This window comes from Kribbella sp. CWNU-51 (assembly GCF_054073265.1).
The window spans coordinates 269,834-287,004 of the sequence record NZ_JBSXMZ010000023.1 but is presented as its reverse complement, the minus strand read 5'-3'; the positions used below and the strand labels follow the sequence as shown (position 1 = coordinate 287,004).

The 17,171-nt window shown below is 68.4% G+C and carries 16 protein-coding genes; 12 read left to right on the top strand and 4 right to left on the bottom strand.

Annotated features, from left to right (window positions below; translation table 11 throughout):
* Positions 1-73 precede the first annotated feature (73 nt).
* On the bottom strand, positions 74-1,300 hold the full coding sequence (locus ACXC9Q_RS25125) for a PEP/pyruvate-binding domain-containing protein (protein WP_457059110.1): 1,227 nt from the start codon (positions 1,298-1,300) through the stop codon (positions 74-76).
* 59 nt (positions 1,301-1,359) lie between these two features.
* Between ACXC9Q_RS25125 and ACXC9Q_RS25120 the strand changes: the two genes are divergently transcribed.
* From ACXC9Q_RS25120 to ACXC9Q_RS25110, 3 genes are read left to right on the top strand one after another with little or no spacing between them, the layout of a single operon-like run.
* Positions 1,360-1,770 carry a hypothetical protein gene (locus ACXC9Q_RS25120; RefSeq protein ID WP_457059109.1) on the top strand — a complete coding sequence of 137 codons (411 nt, stop codon included), beginning with the start codon at positions 1,360-1,362 and terminating at the stop codon, positions 1,768-1,770.
* Positions 1,767-2,414: a transcriptional regulator gene (locus tag ACXC9Q_RS25115; RefSeq protein WP_457059108.1), complete on the top strand. Its 648-nt coding sequence runs from the start codon at positions 1,767-1,769 to the stop codon at positions 2,412-2,414. The genes ACXC9Q_RS25120 and ACXC9Q_RS25115 overlap by 4 nt, the downstream gene beginning before the upstream one ends.
* Before the next feature lie 17 nt (positions 2,415-2,431).
* Positions 2,432-3,310, top strand: a complete 879-nt coding sequence (locus ACXC9Q_RS25110) for an NAD-dependent protein deacetylase (protein WP_457059107.1) — start codon at positions 2,432-2,434, stop codon at positions 3,308-3,310.
* A gap of 66 nt (positions 3,311-3,376) precedes the next feature.
* On the opposite strand, the gene ACXC9Q_RS25105 is transcribed toward ACXC9Q_RS25110, so the two are convergent.
* On the bottom strand, positions 3,377-4,381 hold the full coding sequence (locus tag ACXC9Q_RS25105) for an SGNH/GDSL hydrolase family protein (protein WP_457059106.1): 1,005 nt from the start codon (positions 4,379-4,381) through the stop codon (positions 3,377-3,379).
* 120 nt (positions 4,382-4,501) lie between these two features.
* On the opposite strand from ACXC9Q_RS25105, the gene ACXC9Q_RS25100 reads away from it, so the two are divergent.
* From ACXC9Q_RS25100 to ACXC9Q_RS25085, 4 genes are all read left to right on the top strand, one after another.
* Entirely contained in the window at positions 4,502-5,464 is a 963-nt protein-coding gene (locus ACXC9Q_RS25100) for a bifunctional riboflavin kinase/FAD synthetase (RefSeq protein ID WP_457059105.1), read from the top strand.
* 117 nt (positions 5,465-5,581) lie between these two features.
* Positions 5,582-5,854: a 30S ribosomal protein S15 gene (gene rpsO, locus ACXC9Q_RS25095; protein ID WP_328521718.1), complete on the top strand. Its 273-nt coding sequence runs from the start codon at positions 5,582-5,584 to the stop codon at positions 5,852-5,854.
* Positions 5,855-6,136: 282 nt separating this feature from the next.
* The gene (locus ACXC9Q_RS25090; RefSeq protein WP_457059104.1) at positions 6,137-8,359 is read left to right on the top strand and encodes a polyribonucleotide nucleotidyltransferase; all 2,223 of its coding nucleotides are present in this window, start codon (positions 6,137-6,139) and stop codon (positions 8,357-8,359) included.
* Positions 8,356-9,669 carry a M16 family metallopeptidase gene (locus ACXC9Q_RS25085; RefSeq protein WP_457059103.1) on the top strand — a complete coding sequence of 438 codons (1,314 nt, stop codon included), beginning with the start codon at positions 8,356-8,358 and terminating at the stop codon, positions 9,667-9,669. Before ACXC9Q_RS25090 ends, ACXC9Q_RS25085 begins: the two co-directional genes overlap by 4 nt.
* On the opposite strand, the gene ACXC9Q_RS25080 is transcribed toward ACXC9Q_RS25085, so the two are convergent.
* A complete protein-coding gene (locus ACXC9Q_RS25080; RefSeq protein WP_457059102.1) occupies positions 9,659-10,873 on the bottom strand; it encodes a cytochrome P450 in 1,215 nt (404 codons plus the stop codon). The genes ACXC9Q_RS25085 and ACXC9Q_RS25080 overlap by 11 nt on opposite strands.
* 2 nt (positions 10,874-10,875) lie before the next feature.
* Positions 10,876-11,532: a hypothetical protein gene (locus ACXC9Q_RS25075; RefSeq protein WP_457059101.1), complete on the bottom strand. Its 657-nt coding sequence runs from the start codon at positions 11,530-11,532 to the stop codon at positions 10,876-10,878.
* Positions 11,533-11,695: 163 nt separating this feature from the next.
* Here ACXC9Q_RS25075 and ACXC9Q_RS25070 point away from each other — a divergent pair, with 163 nt between their 5' ends.
* From ACXC9Q_RS25070 to ACXC9Q_RS25050, 5 genes are all read left to right on the top strand, one after another.
* Complete coding sequence (locus ACXC9Q_RS25070) at positions 11,696-13,078, top strand: FAD-binding oxidoreductase (RefSeq protein WP_457059100.1); 1,383 nt, start codon at positions 11,696-11,698, stop codon at positions 13,076-13,078.
* A gap of 226 nt (positions 13,079-13,304) precedes the next feature.
* Positions 13,305-13,478 carry a hypothetical protein gene (locus tag ACXC9Q_RS25065; RefSeq protein WP_457059099.1) on the top strand — a complete coding sequence of 58 codons (174 nt, stop codon included), beginning with the start codon at positions 13,305-13,307 and terminating at the stop codon, positions 13,476-13,478.
* A gap of 298 nt (positions 13,479-13,776) precedes the next feature.
* The gene (locus ACXC9Q_RS25060; protein ID WP_457059098.1) at positions 13,777-15,357 is read left to right on the top strand and encodes a peptide ABC transporter substrate-binding protein; all 1,581 of its coding nucleotides are present in this window, start codon (positions 13,777-13,779) and stop codon (positions 15,355-15,357) included.
* The gene (locus ACXC9Q_RS25055; protein WP_457059097.1) at positions 15,354-16,280 is read left to right on the top strand and encodes an ABC transporter permease; all 927 of its coding nucleotides are present in this window, start codon (positions 15,354-15,356) and stop codon (positions 16,278-16,280) included. Before ACXC9Q_RS25060 ends, ACXC9Q_RS25055 begins: the two co-directional genes overlap by 4 nt.
* Positions 16,273-17,169 carry an ABC transporter permease gene (locus ACXC9Q_RS25050; protein WP_457059096.1) on the top strand — a complete coding sequence of 299 codons (897 nt, stop codon included), beginning with the start codon at positions 16,273-16,275 and terminating at the stop codon, positions 17,167-17,169. Before ACXC9Q_RS25055 ends, ACXC9Q_RS25050 begins: the two co-directional genes overlap by 8 nt.
* Positions 17,170-17,171: the final 2 nt, after the last annotated feature.

Sequence of the window (17,171 nt, the reverse complement as noted above, 5' to 3'; positions counted from 1 at the left end):
CGGTTCATCCGCACGCGGCAGGACCGACTCGGAGCGCGATTGTGATGGCGTGGCGGTCCGCTCCCGGGAGGATTCATGGGCGGGTGTGGATAGTGCCGGTGGTGCCGTTGAGGGTTAGTGGTTGGCCGTCCTGGATGCAGGTCATGGCGGAGGGGACGCCGAGGACGGCGGGGATGCGGTGTTCACGGGCCACGATCGCGGCATGCGAGAGGCGTCCGCCGATCTCGGTGACCACGCCGGCGACGACCCCGAACAGCAGGGTCCACGCCGGGTCGGTGAACCGGCAGACCAGGATGTCGCCGGGACCGACCCGGGTGAAGTCCTCGGGCCCGTGCACGACCCGAGCCGGACCCGAGACGAGCCCTGGACTGCCTGCAGTCCCGTGGAGGTCGGCGGGGTCCGGTTGCCCGGGTTCGAGGGTGCCGACCGCCCCTCGGGTACGACCGGGGACGGGAGCAGTGACAGGGCGGGCCTGAAGCAACCAGATCTGGTCGTTCTCGACAGCGAACTCGATGTCCTGTGGTGCGCCCAGGTGCTCAGCCACCTCCGCGCCGAGCCGAGCCAAGCGGACGACCTGCCGGTCATCGAGGCACAGCCGACCGCGGTCTTCAGGCCGCACCGTCGCGGTGACGGTCCCGTTGCCGCCGCGGTCGACGCGGGTGCGTTTGTCTCCGGTACGACGGTCGACGACACCGTCCGCGGTCACAGTGAACGCGTCCGGCGTCGCCACCCCGCCGACCACGCTCTCACCCAGTCCCCACGAGGCTTCGATCATCGTCGCGCCCCCAGAAGCGAACAGCACCCCAGCGACATCGGCGTCGATGTGCCGCTGGACGATGACGGCGATCTCTGGCTCGCGTACCGCTGCTGTGCGATAAGCGACCGCGCGGCTGGACCACAAGGAGGCCCAGGTCGCCGGGATCCGCTCGGCAACCGCTGCTGGTCCGGTGATCCCCAAGAAGGTGTCATGCTGCCCGGCCGCCGAGCTGCCCGCGGTGTCTTCGGTCGAAGCCGAGGACCGTACGGCGACCGCGTGATCGCCGAGCCGCGCCATGTGGTCGGTGAGTTCGCGCAAGAGCTCTGCCGCGAGCGGCTGGGATTCGATCACCCGACGCACCTCGTCCGGCCCGCCGTCGGCCAGTACGGCGGGAAGATCCAGACCGCTCGTTGCCGCTCGATAGACCTCGGCGGGTACGACGAAGCCGGGTGGGACCGGGAAACCGGCCCGGGCGAGTGTCCCGAGCACGGCGGCCTTACCACCTGCCTGTTGCCGGGTGGCCTCGGTGAGGACGATGATCAACGAGGCATCCCTTCAACAAAATATTGACAACAATCCGTTGAATGATCCACGGTTCTCCCGTGCGAAGCAACCACGAACAAGCGGTCGATGACCAGGCCCAGGCCCGGCGGGAGTCCGAGGCGCGCCGGCTGCTCCTGGACCGGGGCGCCAACCAGCTCGACCGTCGTCCGTGGCAGCCCGGCCCGGTGCCGCCGTCGGCCGTCGACCTCATCCATTTCTTCCTCTGGCAGTCGAGTCGTCCCGCTGAAGAGCCCGGGGAGGCGGCCCTGGCGGCGTTGCGGCTGTTGCCGGCCGCACGAGCCGAGCTTGATCAGCTCGAGACGAGCCTGATGTTCACGGCCCGCGGTCTCGGCATCACCTGGGCCGAGATGGCGCGCGCACTCGGCCTCAACTCACCTCAGGCCTGCCAGCAACGACTGGACCGCCTGACCGCACGCACCGAGCGCCCGGCCGAAACCCAGCAGCCATGACCCATCCCTCCGCATCAGATCTGCTCGTGCTGCACGCCGTACGCCTGCTCGGGGTCGCGGACGACCACACGGCTGCGCGGAGATACGCGCTCGAACCCGCCGCCACGAAGGAACTGCTGCTCGACTACCAGGCCTTCGGCTGGATCACCTGGAGCGAGTTCGCCGGGATCGGCGGCTGGTCGCTGACGGCGTCCGGCCGGGCGGAAAACGAACGCCGCCTCGCCGCGGAGCTGGCCACGGCTGCCGGCGTCGACACCCTCCGCGAGACCTACCGAGCCTTCCTCCCACTCAACGAACGGCTGCAGATCGCCTGCACGCAGTGGCAACTGAGACCGACCGACGATGACCCGCACGCCTTCAACGACCACACCGATCCGGCCTGGGACCGCCGCGTGATCGTCGAACTGTCAGCACTCGCCGAGCGCCTCGGCCCACTGTCCGAGGACCTCGCCGGGGTGCTCGACCGTTTCCAGGGCTACCACGCACGATTCGCCGCCGCCCTCGACCGCGTCCTGGCCGGTGACCCCGCCTGGGTCGACCGGACCAACGTCGACTCGTGCCACAAGGTCTGGTTCGAGCTCCACGAGGACCTGATCGCCACCCTGGGCCTGACCCGCGGCGTCGAGCCGTCGGATGATCGCTGACTGGCTACCCTGGAAGGGTGCGTTCCCGTCCGACACTGAGCTGGGCTCCCGGCCCTGACGTGCTTGCGTTGGAGGCCGGTACGACGGATGTCACGCCAGTGGCCGACGCGGTGGCCGGCGGGGGAGTCGTCGTACTGAGTGGGGCGGGGATCTCGACCGAGTCGGGGATTCCGGACTACCGCGGTGAGACGGGCAGTCTGCGGACGCATACGCCGATGACGTACGGCGACTTCGCGGCGAGCGAATCAGGTCGGCAACGGTACTGGGCGCGCAGCCACCTCGGCTGGCGCACGATCGCCCGCGCGGAGCCGAACGACGGGCATCGGGCGGTCGCGGCCCTGCAGGCTCGCGGCTACCTCAGCGGCGTGATCACCCAGAACGTGGACGGCCTGCACCAGGCGGCCGGTGCCCGCGACGTGATCGAGCTGCACGGCAACCTCGACCGCGTCATCTGCCTGAACTGCGGTACGACATCCGCCCGCGAAGCCCTCGACCGTCGCCTGCGCGCTGCGAACCCGGACTTCGAAGGGGAGGCGACCCGGATCAACCCGGACGGTGACGTGGACCTGCCCGACTCCATCGTCCGGACCTTCACCGTGGTCCCGTGCACGGTCTGCGGCGGCGTGCTCAAGCCCGACGTGGTGTTCTTCGGCGAGAACGTGCCGAAATCCCGGGTCGAACGCTGCTACACGCTGATTGACGACGCGAACGCCGTACTCGTCCTCGGCTCGTCCCTGACCGTCATGTCCGGCTTCCGCTTCGTCCGCCACGCAGCCAAGTCCGGCACGCCCGTCCTGATCATCAACCAGGGCCTGACCCGTGGCGACCCGTACGCCACCCACCGCGTGAACCTTCCGCTCGGCCGGGCCCTCACCGAGCTCACAGGGCGGCTCTAAATACCGCCGGGCCGGGCCACGCGTGAGGTGGCTCGGCCCGGGGTCCGCCGTACGGATTGGAAAGGGTCAGCGTTGCGCGCTGGTCCGTAGGCGGTTCAGGGAGGCCTCGAGGGCCTGAGGGGAGGCGGCGGCCTGACGGGCCAGCACTCGAGCGTGCGCGGCCCACTCGGACTGTTCCGCAGCGGTGACGACCGCTGGTGCGCCGAGCAACGTCTTGTACGTGAGGGATGCGACGCCGGCCTGGCCTTCGTAGCGCGGGTGGTAGTTCAGCGCGCGGAGCAGGTTGATGTCCTTGCCCTGGATCCACGCCTGGCCGTCCGGCGCGCAGGCGTCGTGTCCGGTCGAGGGGCCGAAGGTGTCGACGTACGTCGCTCCTGTCGCGGCGGCGGCCGTGGACACTGCCGAGTTGAGCGCCTGCTCGATCGAGTACAGGTAGCCGTAGTCCCCGTCGGCGAACGGCAGGATCGCCGGGCAGGTCCCGTGCTCCGGCGCGATCTTCGGGTAGCCGACCACCAGGATCGTTGCCTTCGGCGACCTTTGTTTGATGCCCTGGACAACGGCCGTGATCCGGACCTGCGTCTGGGCGAGGCGAGCCTTCAGCGTGTCCACGCCGTCGACCGTGAAGTGTGCCTTGCACGGTGCGCCGGTCGGGTCGGAGGCGCGCAGCCCGGGACACGTGCCGACGATGTCGCCGAACACCCCGAAGTCGTTGCCGCCGATCCCGAGCGTGACCAGGTCCGTGTCCGGGGTCAGCGCGTCGAACTGCGGCGCGGCCGTCCCGAGTGGTGTGCTCTGCGGCTGCGTCATGTTCGTGGTGTCGGCGCCACCGCAGCTCACGTCGGTGAAGTGGCGAACCCGCAGTGCGGCCGCCAGCATCTTCGGGTAGTTGCTGTACGAGCGCACGCACCCGAGCGACAACAGGTCCGGCAAGGGGACGAGCGGCGCAGACGTGTACGAATCGCCGAGCGCCACGTAGTTCCGGAACGCGGGCGTGGCGTCAGCCTGAGCGACCGGCAGCGTGCCGAGGAGAACCAGGGACGCGCAGGCGGCGACCAGGCGGCGTAGCTTCACGGGACCCTCCCCAGAGTTCGGCGGTGCGGGCCCCACCCTAGGTTGAGTCACCGCCCGATCACAAGGGGTGATCGTGGACCTGCTGCGCGGAATCCCGCGGCGACATGGAATCCTGCTGTCATGCGTGTCTGGCACGGATTGGACCAGGTGAGCCCGGATTTCGGGCCGACGGTCGTCACGATCGGCAACTTCGACGGCGTACACCGGGGGCATCAGGAGGTCCTCGCGCACGCCAGGGCGCGGGCGGCCGAGCTGGGTGGCCTGCCGGTGGTCGCGCTGACCTTCGACCCGCACCCGATGGTGGTATTGCGGCCCGACCGGGCGCCGGCGATGCTCAGCCGCCCCGAGGAGCGGGCCGGGCTGCTGACCGACTATGGGGCCGATGCGGTGCTGATCCTCCCGTTCACCAAGGACGTGTCGGGCTGGTCGCCGGAGGAGTTCATCGACCGGGTCCTGGTCCACGCGCTGCACGCCAAGGCCGTCGTGGTCGGTGAGAACTTCCGGTTCGGTCACAAGGCCGCCGGGCATGTGGACACCTTGGTCGCGGCCGGCGCCAAGGCCGGGTTCCAGGTCGAGGGTCTGAGCCTGGCAGGAGACCGGCAGCCGTGGTCGTCGACGTACATCCGGGAGCGCATCGCCGAGGGCGACGTCGAGGCCGCCGCGGAGGCACTCGGGCGGCCGTTGCGGGTCACCGGAGTGGTCGTCGAGGGCGACAAGCGCGGCCGGGAGCTCGGCTACCCGACCGCGAACATTCCCGCCGACGCCACGGCCGCGATCCCGCTGGACGGTGTCTACGCGGGCTGGCTGACCGTGCTCGAGCCGGCTCCCGGCGCTCCGTCGTACGACGAGCCGCTGCCCGCCGCGATCAGTGTCGGCAGCAACCCCACCTTCGACGGCGTGGACCGGCGGGTGGAGTCGTACGTGCTCGATCGCGATGACCTGGAGCTGTACGGCGCCCGGATCGCGGTGGATTTCGTGGCCCGATTGCGGGGCAGCCAGATCCGGTTCGAGACCATCGACGAGCTGCTCGTCCAGATGAAAGCCGATGTCGACGGAGCGCGCCGGATCCTTACCCAGAATTAGGGTGACGCGTCCACGGACTGATACTCTGGGCGCTGCCGTCTGAACGGCCGCGGATCGAGAGTGCCCGGGTGACCCAAGCCCCGGTGCGCCGCGCAACGGACATCGAGAGGATCGCACGTGTCGTCAGCCAATCCTGAGGCGAAGAAGAAGATCATCGGCGAGTACGCCCTGACCGAGGGCGACACCGGTTCCCCCGAGGTCCAGGTCGCGCTCCTCACGCACCGCATCGCGGAGCTCACCGAGCACCTGAAGGAGCACAAGCACGACCACCACAGCCGTCGTGGCCTGCTGCTGCTCGTCGGTCAGCGCCGCCGGCTGCTGAACTACCTGGCGAAGAAGGACATCAACCGCTACCGGTCCCTGATCGAGCGGCTCGGCCTTCGCCGATGACGTCGCGAGGAGCGGCCCCCGAGCTCGGGTGGCCGCTCCTGGCGTATCCGCGCCAGTGCTGAATCACGGGCGCGGGTCATAACTGAATACAGAAGCACGCAAGACGAACGAGGCGACGCGAAGCGCGTGGCGGGAGGACGACCGGTCCTCGGTAGTGGCTTTCGGAAATTCAACACAGTTTCCGCGGGCCTCGATCGAAGACCGGCACCCCGGAAGCTCGCGCCTCGCAGTCGTCACACTGCTAGAGAGGGGTATCCCGTGTCGGGATCCACAAGCGCGCCCATGGAGGGCGCAGATTTCGCTGAAGCCGTCATCGACAACGGCAGCTTCGGCACCCGTACCATCCGCTTCGAGACGGGCCGTCTGGCCCAGCAGGCCGCCGGCTCCGCCGCCGCCTACCTCGACGGCGACACGATGGTGCTGTCGGCCACCACGGCCAGCAAGAAGCCCAAGGACCAGTTCGACTTCTTCCCGTTGACGGTGGACGTCGAGGAGCGGATGTACGCCGCGGGCCGGATCCCCGGCTCGTTCTTCCGCCGGGAGGGCCGCCCGTCCGAGGAGGCCATCCTGACCTGCCGGCTGATCGACCGCCCGCTGCGGCCGTCGTTCGTGTCCGGCCTGCGCAACGAGATCCAGGTCGTCATCACGGTCCTGGCGCTCAACCCGGACAAGCTGTACGACGTTCTCGCGATCAACGCCGCGTCGATGTCGACCCAGCTGGCCGGCCTGCCGTTCTCCGGCCCGATCGGCGGCGTCCGCGTCGCGCTGATCGAGGGCCAGTGGGTGGCGTTCCCGACCCACACCGAGCTCGAGGACGCTGTCTTCGACATGGTGGTGGCCGGCCGGGTGACCGAGACCGGTGACGTCGCGATCATGATGGTCGAGGCCGAGTCGACCCCGACGACCTTCGAGAAGGTCGCGTCCGGTGTCCAGGCGCCGACCGAGGAGATCGTGGCCGAGGGCCTCGAGGCCTCCAAGGCGTTCATCAAGACGCTGGTCGAGGCGCAGGCCGACCTGGCCGCGCGGGCCGCGAAGCCGACCGGCGAGTTCCCCGTCTTCCCGGACTACGCCGACGACGCGTTCGCCGCGGTCGAGGCCGCTGCGTCCGAGGAGCTGGCGCAGGCGCTGACCATCGCCGGCAAGCACGAGCGTGAGGACGCCACCGACGCGGTCAAGGCCGCCACGGTGGACAAGCTCGCCGCCGACTTCGAGGGCCGCGAGAAGGAGCTGTCCGCGGCGTTCCGGTCGCTGACCAAGAAGCTGGTCCGGCAGCGGGTGCTCAAGGAGAAGATCCGCATCGACGGCCGCGGGCTGACCGAAATCCGGCCGCTCAAGGCCCAGGTGCGGGTGATCCCGCGGGTGCACGGTTCGGCGCTGTTCGAACGCGGCGAGACCCAGATCCTGGGTGTCACCACGCTGAACATGCTCCGGATGGAGCAGCAGCTGGACACGCTGTCCCCGGAGACCCGCAAGCGCTACATGCACAACTACAACTTCCCGCCGTACTCGACCGGTGAGACCGGCCGGGTGGGTTCGCCGAAGCGTCGCGAGATCGGTCACGGCGCGCTGGCCGAGCGGGCCCTGGTGCCCGTGCTGCCGTCGCGCGAGGACTTCCCGTACGCGCTGCGTCAGGTGTCCGAGGCGCTCGGTTCGAACGGGTCGACCTCGATGGGTTCGGTCTGCGCCTCGACGCTGTCGCTGCTGTCCGCCGGTGTGCCGCTGAAGGCCCCGGTCGCCGGTATCGCGATGGGCCTGATCTCCGGTGAGGTCGACGGCAAGGAGGAGTTCGTCGCGCTGACCGACATCCTCGGCGCCGAGGACGCGTTCGGCGACATGGACTTCAAGGTCGCCGGCACCAAGGACTTCGTCACCGCCCTGCAGCTGGACACCAAGCTGGACGGCATCCCGGCCAGCGTGCTGGCCGGTGCGCTGACGCAGGCCAAGGACGCGCGGCTGACGATCCTGGACGTGATGGCCAAGGCCATCGACGCGCCGGGTGAGATGAGCGAGTTCGCGCCGCGGGTCATCTCGGTGAAGGTCCCGGTCGACAAGATCGGCGAGGTCATCGGCCCGAAGGGCAAGATGATCAACCAGATCACCGAGGACACCGGCGCCGACATCTCGATCGAGGACGACGGCACCGTCTACATCGGCGCGACCGACGGTCCGAGCGCCGAGGCGGCCCGGGCCGCGATCAACGCGATCGCGAACCCGACCATGCCGGAGAAGGGCGAGCGCTACCTGGGCACGGTCGTGAAGACGACCAACTTCGGTGCGTTCATCAGCCTGTTGCCGGGCAAGGACGGTCTGCTGCACATCAGCAAGCTGCGTCCGCTGGCCGGCGGCAAGCGGGTCGAGGCGGTCGAGGACGTCCTGTCGGTCGGTCAGAAGCTGCAGGTCGAGATCGCCGAGATCGACGACCGCGGCAAGCTGTCGCTGATCCCGGTGATCGAGGGTGAGGGCGACAAGTTGGCCGACGAGAAGGTGGCTGACTCCGCCGAGTGACGCGAGCCATCACCAGCACCCTGCTGAGCCCGGAGGCGGGCGGTCCGGTGAAACGGACCGTCCTGCCCTCCGGGCTTCGGGTTGTCTCCCAGTCCGTGCCGGGCTTCCGCTCGGTCACCTTCGGCGTCTGGGTCGGCGTGGGGTCCCGGGACGAACCGGACCACCTCGCCGGCGCGACGCACTTCCTCGAACACCTGTTGTTCAAGGGCACCGAGCGCCGCGACGCGCTCGAGATCTCCGCCGCGATCGACGCGGTCGGCGGCGAGATGAACGCGTTCACCGGCAAGGAGTACACCTGCTACTACGCGCGGGTGCTCGACTCCGACCTGCCGCTCGCGGTCGACGTCATCTGCGACATGATCACCTCCGCCACGCTGACGGCCGCTGACGTGGAGAGTGAGCGCGATGTCATCGACGAAGAGATCGCGATGCACGCCGACGAGACGTCGGACCACATCCACGACCTCTTCGCCGAACAGCTCTGGGGCATGTCCCCGCTGGGTCGCTCCATCACCGGTTCGCCCGAGTCCGTGGCCGGGCTGACCCGCGAGCAGGTCGTGGGCTGGTACCGGCGCCGGTACAAGCCTTCCGACATCGTCGTCTCGGTCGCCGGGAACGTCGACCACGCGGACGTAGTCCGCTTGGTCCGCAAGGCGTTCGAGCGGCACTGGGTGACCACGGAGGCCGAGCCCGCCCCGGTCCGACTAGGTGCCGCCGAGCCAGTTCCGACGTACGGCGGAGTGCGCGTTCACCATCGTGATGTCGAGCAGGCGCATCTGGTGCTCGGGATGCCGGGCCTGCTGCGGAACGACGAGCGCCGGTACGTCGCCGGTGTACTGCACGGGATCGTCGGCGGCGGGATGTCGTCCCGGCTGTTCCAGGAGGTCCGGGAGAAGCGCGGCCTGGCGTACTCGGTTTTCACGTTCGGCTCGGCGTACGCCGACTCCGGCATGGTCGGCGTGTACGCCGGCTGCCTGCCGAAGAAGGCCGGCGAGGTCCTCGACGTGGTCCGCGCCGAACTCGAGTTGATTGCCAACGGCAACATCACCCCGGACGAACTGCTCCGCGGGAAGGGCCAGATGCGCGGCTCGGTCGTGATGGGCCTGGAGGACGCCGGCGCGAAGATGACCCGCATCGCCAAGGCGGAACTCGTGTACGGCGAGCTCCCCACCGTCGACGACATCCTGCACCGCATCGATGCCGTCACCCTCGACGACGTCAGCCAGTTGGCCGCCGAGCTGTACGCCGGCACCCCGGCCCTGACCGTGATGGGCCCCTTCGACGAAGACAGCACCGCTTTCACGCTCTGACCCGGATCGGCAGCGTCTGGTACCCACGCAGTACGAGTCGGTCGCGGCGTACGGGCTGCCGTCCGGGATCAGCGGAGAGGCCGGGAAAGCGGTCGAGGAGGCGGGGGAAGGCCACGGAGGCTTCGAGCCGGGCGAGGTTGTTGCCGATGCAGATGTGCTGGCCGGCGCCGAAGCTGAGTGGCTTGTTGTCGGCGCGGGTGGGATCGAACCGATCGGGCTGCGGATAGCGAGCCGGGTCACGGTTGGCCGCCCCGAGCAACAGAATCAGGTCGCTGCCGGCTGGGATGCGGACATCCTCGACAACAAGGTCGTCGGTGCTTGCCACCCGGGTCGTCACCTGCACCGGAGACTCGTAGCGCAAGGCCTCGTCGAGGAAGGCCGCTATCGTGATCTGGCCGGAGCGTACCGCCGAGGCGAGGTCCGGGCGGTCGAGCAGGATCGTCAGCCCGTTGCCGAGGAGATCGGTTGTCGTCTCGAAGCCGGCGACCAGCAGCAGGATCAGGTTGGCGAGCAACTCCTCGTCGGACAGGCGGCCGTCATCCGCGTCGCGGGCCGCCACCAGGGCGCTGACGAGGTCGTCGCCCGGCGTCGTCCGGCGTTCGCCGATCAGGTGAGTGAAGTACTGTCCCAGTTCGCGGGCGGCTTCGTCGGCCGGACCGTCCACATCGCCCGTGAGTTCCAGCGCCGCGGTCAACGCGGAGGCCAGTGGGCGGAACTGGCGGCGGTCGGCCATCGGGATCCCGAGCAGCTCGCAGATCACGGTGACCGGCAGTTGGAAGGCGAACCGGTCCATGAAATCGACCGTCCGGCCATCCGCTCCCGACTCGGCGAGCGCTTCAAGCAGGGTGTCCACAGCGGCCACGACCGTCGGCTGCAGGGCGGCGACCCGGCGTGGCGTGAAGACCTGGGAGATCAACGAGCGCATGCGACCGTGGTCCGGCGGGTTGGTCCGCAGAATCGACCGGTTCATCAAGCGCAGCGCTGCAGCGTCGCCCGCGTCCACAGGATCGCTCGGCAAGCCGAATCCAGGGTTTCGAAGCACCTGGTTGACCGCCGCGTAGCCGACCACGAGGAAGACGGTCTCGGTGATGGCCTGGACCGCGCCGTTCCGGTGCGCTGCGGCGTACAACGGGAAGGGATCGGCCCGTCCTGTCGGGGACAGCAGGGCCTGGATGAGTGTCGCCGCGCTCTCGTCGGCGGGCATCGTCAGCGGGCCTGGGGGAGGTCGGTGGCGGCGCGACCGAGGAGGATGAAACCCACGGCGTAGAGCGTCGCGCCGGCGACTTCGAAGAGCTGGATGAGCCCGAAGCCCGGTCCGGACGTGAAGATGAACAGGCCGCCGATCGTGTAGACGGTGGCACCGACCCCGAGCAGCACGCCGGCCAGGCGCAGGTCGTGACGACTGAGGGTGCGGGCGAGCCACACGTAGCCGAGCGGGAACACGAGCAGGGCCGGGATCACGATGAGCGCGGCCGGGGTGTCGAGGTCGGCCGGCTCATGCACCAGGCTCGGCGCGTACTCCGCCCGGACCGGGTTGTGTGACCCGTCGAAGATGATCAGGGCGAACCACAGCAGCGTGCCGGTCAGAGCGGCGTACCAGGATCGGAGATCGCGCCGTCGGGTGATCTGGGTGCCGAGCGCGATCACGCTGGCCAGGCAGATCACCTGCAGGAGCAGGCCGGCCGCCTGGATGTCGTGGGTGAGTCCGTAGCGCTCGCCGACGGCCGCGATGCTCCAGCCGTCCCGGGCGGGATGCAGCAGCGTGCCCAGCCAGAACACCGGCCCGCCGATCAGCGCGGTCAGCCGCGCGGTGGTGCGGAGTTGGCGACGTACTGCGCCGGAGTGCGGAAGGGTCTCGGTCATCGGTGCTGATCTCCCGTTCGCGGTAGCCCCGTGGAATTCACTAGAGTGTCGCTCTAGTGGATCACTAGGGATGAACTCTAGTCAACTGAGCGCCTCGACAGCCCTGATCGGCAGGAGCAGACTGGTCGGTGAAAGGGGGGCCTGGGGGAGGGGGGAGTAGGTCATGAGCACGATGACTCCGGAGATTCAGGCGCTCGGCGATGACTTCCGCGGGGAGCTGATCCATCCGGGCGATCCGTCGTACGACGAACAACGGGCAGTCTGGAACGGGTCGATCGACCGGCGGCCCGCGGTGATCGCCCGCTGCAGCGGAGTCGCCGATATCCGGAGCGCGCTGGCGTTCGCCCGCCGTACCGGCCTGCCGGTCGCGGTCCGCGGCGGCGGTCACAGCTTCCCGGGGCACTCGACGTGCGACGGCGGGATCCTGATCGATCTCGCGGCGCTGAAGGGCATCCGGGTCGATCCGGTACGACGTACCGCCCGTGCGCAGGCGGGTGTGCTGCTGGGTGAACTCGACCGCGAGACGCAGGCGTTCGGCCTGGCGACGCCGTCCGGCATCGTCACGCACACCGGTCTGGCCGGCCTCACCCTGGGCGGCGGGATCGGCTGGCTGATGCGCAAGTACGGACTGAGCATCGACAACCTGATCTCGGTCGACGTGGTCACCGCCGACGGTGAGCTGGTGATCGCGAGCGAGGACGTGAACGCCGATCTGTTCTGGGGTATCCGCGGCGGCGGTGGGAACTTCGGCATCGTGACCGAGTTTGAGTTCCGGCTGCATCCGGTCGGACCGATCGTGTACGGCGGCCTGGTGGCGTGGCCGATGGAGCGGTCGCCGGAGTTGATGCGCCGCTACCGGGACTGGATCACCGACGTCCCGGACGAGCTGACCACCGCGGTGATCCATCGCTGGCTGCCGGCCCTGCCGACGATTCCGGCCGAGCTGCACGGCCGGCCGGTGGTGGCGGTCGTCGTCAGCTACGCCGGACCGGTCGAGGAAGGCGAGAAGGTGGTGGCGCCGCTCAAGGCGTTCGCACCGCCGTTGCTGGACAGGTGCACGGCGACGCCGTACCTCGCTCTGCAGTCGATGTTCGATCCGAGCTTCCCGCATGGCCGGTGGTACTACATGCGCGCGTGCGACGTCGGCGAGTTGACCGACGACGTGATCGACATCGCGGCCGAGCGCGGTTTGGCGATCGATTCGCCGTACACGGCGTACCCGATCTTCCACCTCGGCGGCGCGATCTCCCGAGTGCCTGAGGACAGTACGGCGTTCGGCGGGCGATCGAGCGGGCACACGTTCAACTTCGTCGGGGTGACGCTCGGTCCGGAGGGATTCGCCGAGCAGCAGGAGTGGGTGCGGGACTCGTGGCGGGCGATCGAGCCGCACCAGTCCGGGGTGTACGTCAACTTCCTCACCGACGAGGGCACCGACCGCATCCGGACCGCGTACGGCGCCTCGACGTACGACCGGTTGACCGAGCTGAAGCGGAAGTACGACCCGGGCAACCTGTTCCACCTGAACCAGAACATCCCGCCCCGCTGACGCGGTAATCTGCCAGGAGTTGTGTCGCGTCACCACGTGATCTGCCCCTGGATCCCTCGCCGAACGGGCTGGGCCTGTTCTGCGGATGGCACGCATTTGACGGCCCGACGTGCCGCACCGCGCTGGATCGACCCCAGCGCGCGTTGGCCGGCACCTTCGCCGCGGAGCTACCGCTCGACACCCAACTGGGTCAGCAGTGGGGTGGCTCCGGGATCTCGGGTGGTCAGTGGCAGCGGCTCGCGACGACGGTTCGGTGGCGCAGTGCGGGACGTACGCGGAGCTGATGGCACAGCCGGACGGGCGGTTCGCACGGCTGTTCGCGACACACCGCGAATCGGCGGACGGGTCGTCCCGGCACAGCCTGCAGGAGGCCGGGCACTCACCGCAGTCGCCGCTGTGATGAGGGCAACGGCCTGAGTGCGCATTTGTGTGCACAAAGCTTATTGGGTGAGATCTGACCTGACGTCTGATGACTCAGGGAGGTTATGTGATTAAGGTGGGTCGGTCCTCCGTGATGGCTGGCTGGTCGTCTGAGGTCTTGGGAAAGTAACGCCTGCGTTACGCGCCGCCGTTTTGTGCCTGACAACGTTGACATGCGCAGTTTCGACCAGCCACCATGACGCTTGATCCGCCCGCTTAACGGCCCTCCCGCCGAGGAAGTTGGTTTGACTGTGCGACGTCTGACTGGGGTTGTGGGGGTGGCACTCGGTCTCGCACTGGTGCTCGCCTCTTGTGGAGATGGGAAGTCCGGCGGTAGTTCCGGCGGCGGCGCGAAGAGTGAGATCATCGCGATCGCCGCGGACCCGCTGGAGTACATCAACCCACTGAACGAGAACGGCAGTCCGGGCATCCAGGTCGCGATGGCTATGTTCGCCCCGCTGGTGACCACCGACCCGAACTCGGGCAAGCTCGAGAACGTGATGGCCGACTCGGTCACGCCGGACAAGACCAGCCAGACCTGGACGATCAAGCTGAAGCCCGGCAACACCTTCCAGAACGGCCAGCCGCTGACCGCGAAGGACTACGTGGACAGCTGGAACATGACCGCCGAGGGCTCGAACGCCTGGAAGAACAACGGCTTCTTCTCCAAGGTCGAGGGGTACGAGGCGCTGAACCCGCCGACTGCGGACGGCGCCACGCCGAAGCCGACCGCGGTGAAGACGCTGAGCGGCCTGAAGCAGGTCGACGACCTGACCTTCACGGTCAAGCTCAAGGTGCCGTTCTCGCAGTTCGGCCTGACCCTGCAGTACCTCGGCCTGGCCCCGCTGCCGGAGGAGGTGCGGAAGAACCCGGACGCCTACAAGCGCAAGCCGATCGGCAACGGCCCGTACAAGCTGGCCGCCGACTGGAACGCCGGTGACGACATCAAGCTGGCCAAGTGGGACGGCTACAAGGGCGCGAACCCGCCCGAGGCGGACTCGATCACCTACCGGTTCATCCCGAACGCGGACACGGCGTACAACGAGTTCCTGGCCGGCAACGTGGACTTCACCGACGTGCCGTCGACCAAGGTGCAGAGCTTCAAGACCGACGCGCCGGACAAGTGGGTGACCAGCGTCAGCTCCGGCGCGAACTACCTGGTCTTCCCGGCCTGGGACGCGCGCTACCAGAACCCGAAGCTGCGGCACGCGTTCTCGGAGGCGATCGACCGCAAGGCGTTCGCCGACCTGGTCGGCCTGTCCGACCCGGCCAAGGGCCTGATCGCGCCGGACATCTCCGGCTACCGCGACAACGCCTGCAAGTACTGCGACTTCGACGCAGGAAAGGCCAAGCAGCTGCTGCAGGAGGCGGGCGGCTTCTCCGGCACGGTCAACATCAGCTACAGCACCACGTCCGCGACCGGGCAGATCTTCGCCGAGGCGATCGGCAACATGCTCCGGCAGAACCTCGGCCTGCAGGTGAAGTACACCGGCAAGCAGGGTTCGGAGATCACCGAGCTGGCCGACTCCCGCAAGCTGGACGGCCTGCGGTTCGGCGGCTGGGGACACGACTACCCGTCGATCGAGGACTACCTGACCCCGATGTTCAAGTCCAACGGTGACGCGAACTTCGCCGGCTACAACAGCCCGGCGCTGGACGCCCTGCTGGCCAAGGGCGACGCCGAGCCGGACCAGGACAAGGCGATCAAGCTCTACCAGCAGGCCGAGGACATCGCGCTCGAGGACATGCCGCTGATCCCGCTGTACACCAAGTCGAACGCCTATCTGCACTCGGACAAGATCGAGCCCCGGGTGTCGAAGTACGTCGGGGTGTCGGCGCTCTACGCGACGTTCAAGTGATCCGGTTCGTCCTGCGCCGCGCGCTGGCGGCCGTCCCGATCGGGCTGATCGTCACGCTGGGGGTCTTCGCGCTCGTCTTCGCGATGCCCGGAGACCCCCTGCGGGAACTGGCCGGCGACAAGCCGATCCCGGCGGCCGTGCTGGCGGCCAAGCGGGCCCAGTTCCACCTCGACGATCCCTTCATCATCCAGTACCTGCTGAGCATGAAGGACATCCTCACCGGCCACTTCGGTACGACGTTCGCGGGCGCGGACATCGCCGATCAGCTCCGTCTGCGGATCCCGGTCACCTTGAAGCTGACCCTGCTGGCGAACGCGTTCCAGTGGACACTGGGGCTGTTCTTCGGCGTCTACGCCGGCTTCAAGCGCAACGGGCTGATCGACAAGTCGTTGCTGCTGGCAACGTTGGTGCTGCTCGCGGTGCCCGGGCTGGTGGCGTACTTCGCCGCGCAGTACCTGTTCGGCGTCGAGCTGAAGTGGTTCCCGGTCTCGGGTGTGCTGGAAGGGTTCCCGCGCTCGTACCTGTTGCCCGCGCTGGTGATCGGCGTGCTCGGATTCGCCGGTCTCGCCCGGCTGATGCGGACGTCGATCGTGGAGACGGTGAACGCCGACTTCGTGAAGACGGCGCGCGCGAAGGGGATGGGGGAGCAGCGGGTGCTGTGGTCACACATCCTGCCGAACGCGCTGCTCCCGATCGTGACCTTCATCGGGATCGACCTGGCCGGGATGTTCGGCGGCGCGATCATCACCGAGAGCATCTTCAACCTGCCCGGGCTCGGTCAGTTCATGTTCCAGGCGATCAAGCTGAAGGAGGGTGGCGTCGTGGTGCTGTTGTCGACCCTCGCCTTCATCTCGTTCATCGTGATCAACCTACTGGTCGACGTCCTGTACGGCGTCCTGGACCCGAGGGTGCGCAATGTCTGAGATCCAGGCGGTTGTCGGCGCCGAGGCGCAGGAGCTCGGCGACGGCCGCACGCTGTCGAACCGCGAACTGCTGCGGGCGCTGCTGCGCAAGCCGCAGTTCGTCGTCTGCAGCCTGCTCCTGCTGTTGTTCTTCCTGATGGCGGCGGTGCCGAAGCTCTTCACCTCCGTCGATCCGCGGTTCTGCGAGCTGACCAAGAGCCGGCAGGGCCGGAGCCCGGGACACCTGTTCGGTTTCGACATCCAGGGCTGCGACTACTTCGCCAACGTGATCTACGGCGCCCGTCCGTCGGTCCTGGTCAGCATCTGCGCGAGTTTCGGGGTGTTCATCCTGGCCGGCTCGTTCGGGTTGCTGGCCGGGTACTTCCCGGGCTTCGTCGACGCGCTGATCTCGCGGACCGCCGACGTCCTGTTCGCGGTGCCGGGCATCGTGGTGCTGATCGTGATCCTGAACTCGGTGCCGAACCGGAGCATCTGGATCATCGTCGGCGTGATCCTGCTGATCGGCTGGCCGGGCGGGATGCGGTTGATGCGGGCCACGGTGTTCTCGGTCCGCAACCGCGAGTACGTGCTGGCGGCCCGGTCGATCGGCGTACCCCCGGTACGGATCCTGCGCAAACACGTGTTCCCGAACGCGATGGCGCCGCTGCTGGCGATGACCACGCTCGGCATCGGCGGCATGGTCGGCCTCGAGGCCGCGCTGACGTTCCTCGGGGTCGGGCTGCAACCGCCGTCGATCTCGTGGGGTTCGCAGTTCGGCGTCGCGGCGTCGTACCGGGACACTCCGCACCTGTTCATCTGGCCGGCGTTGTTCATCTCGACGATGACGATCTCGTTCATGATCATCGGCGACTCGATCCGCGACGCCCTCGACCCGAAGCTGCTGAGGTGAGC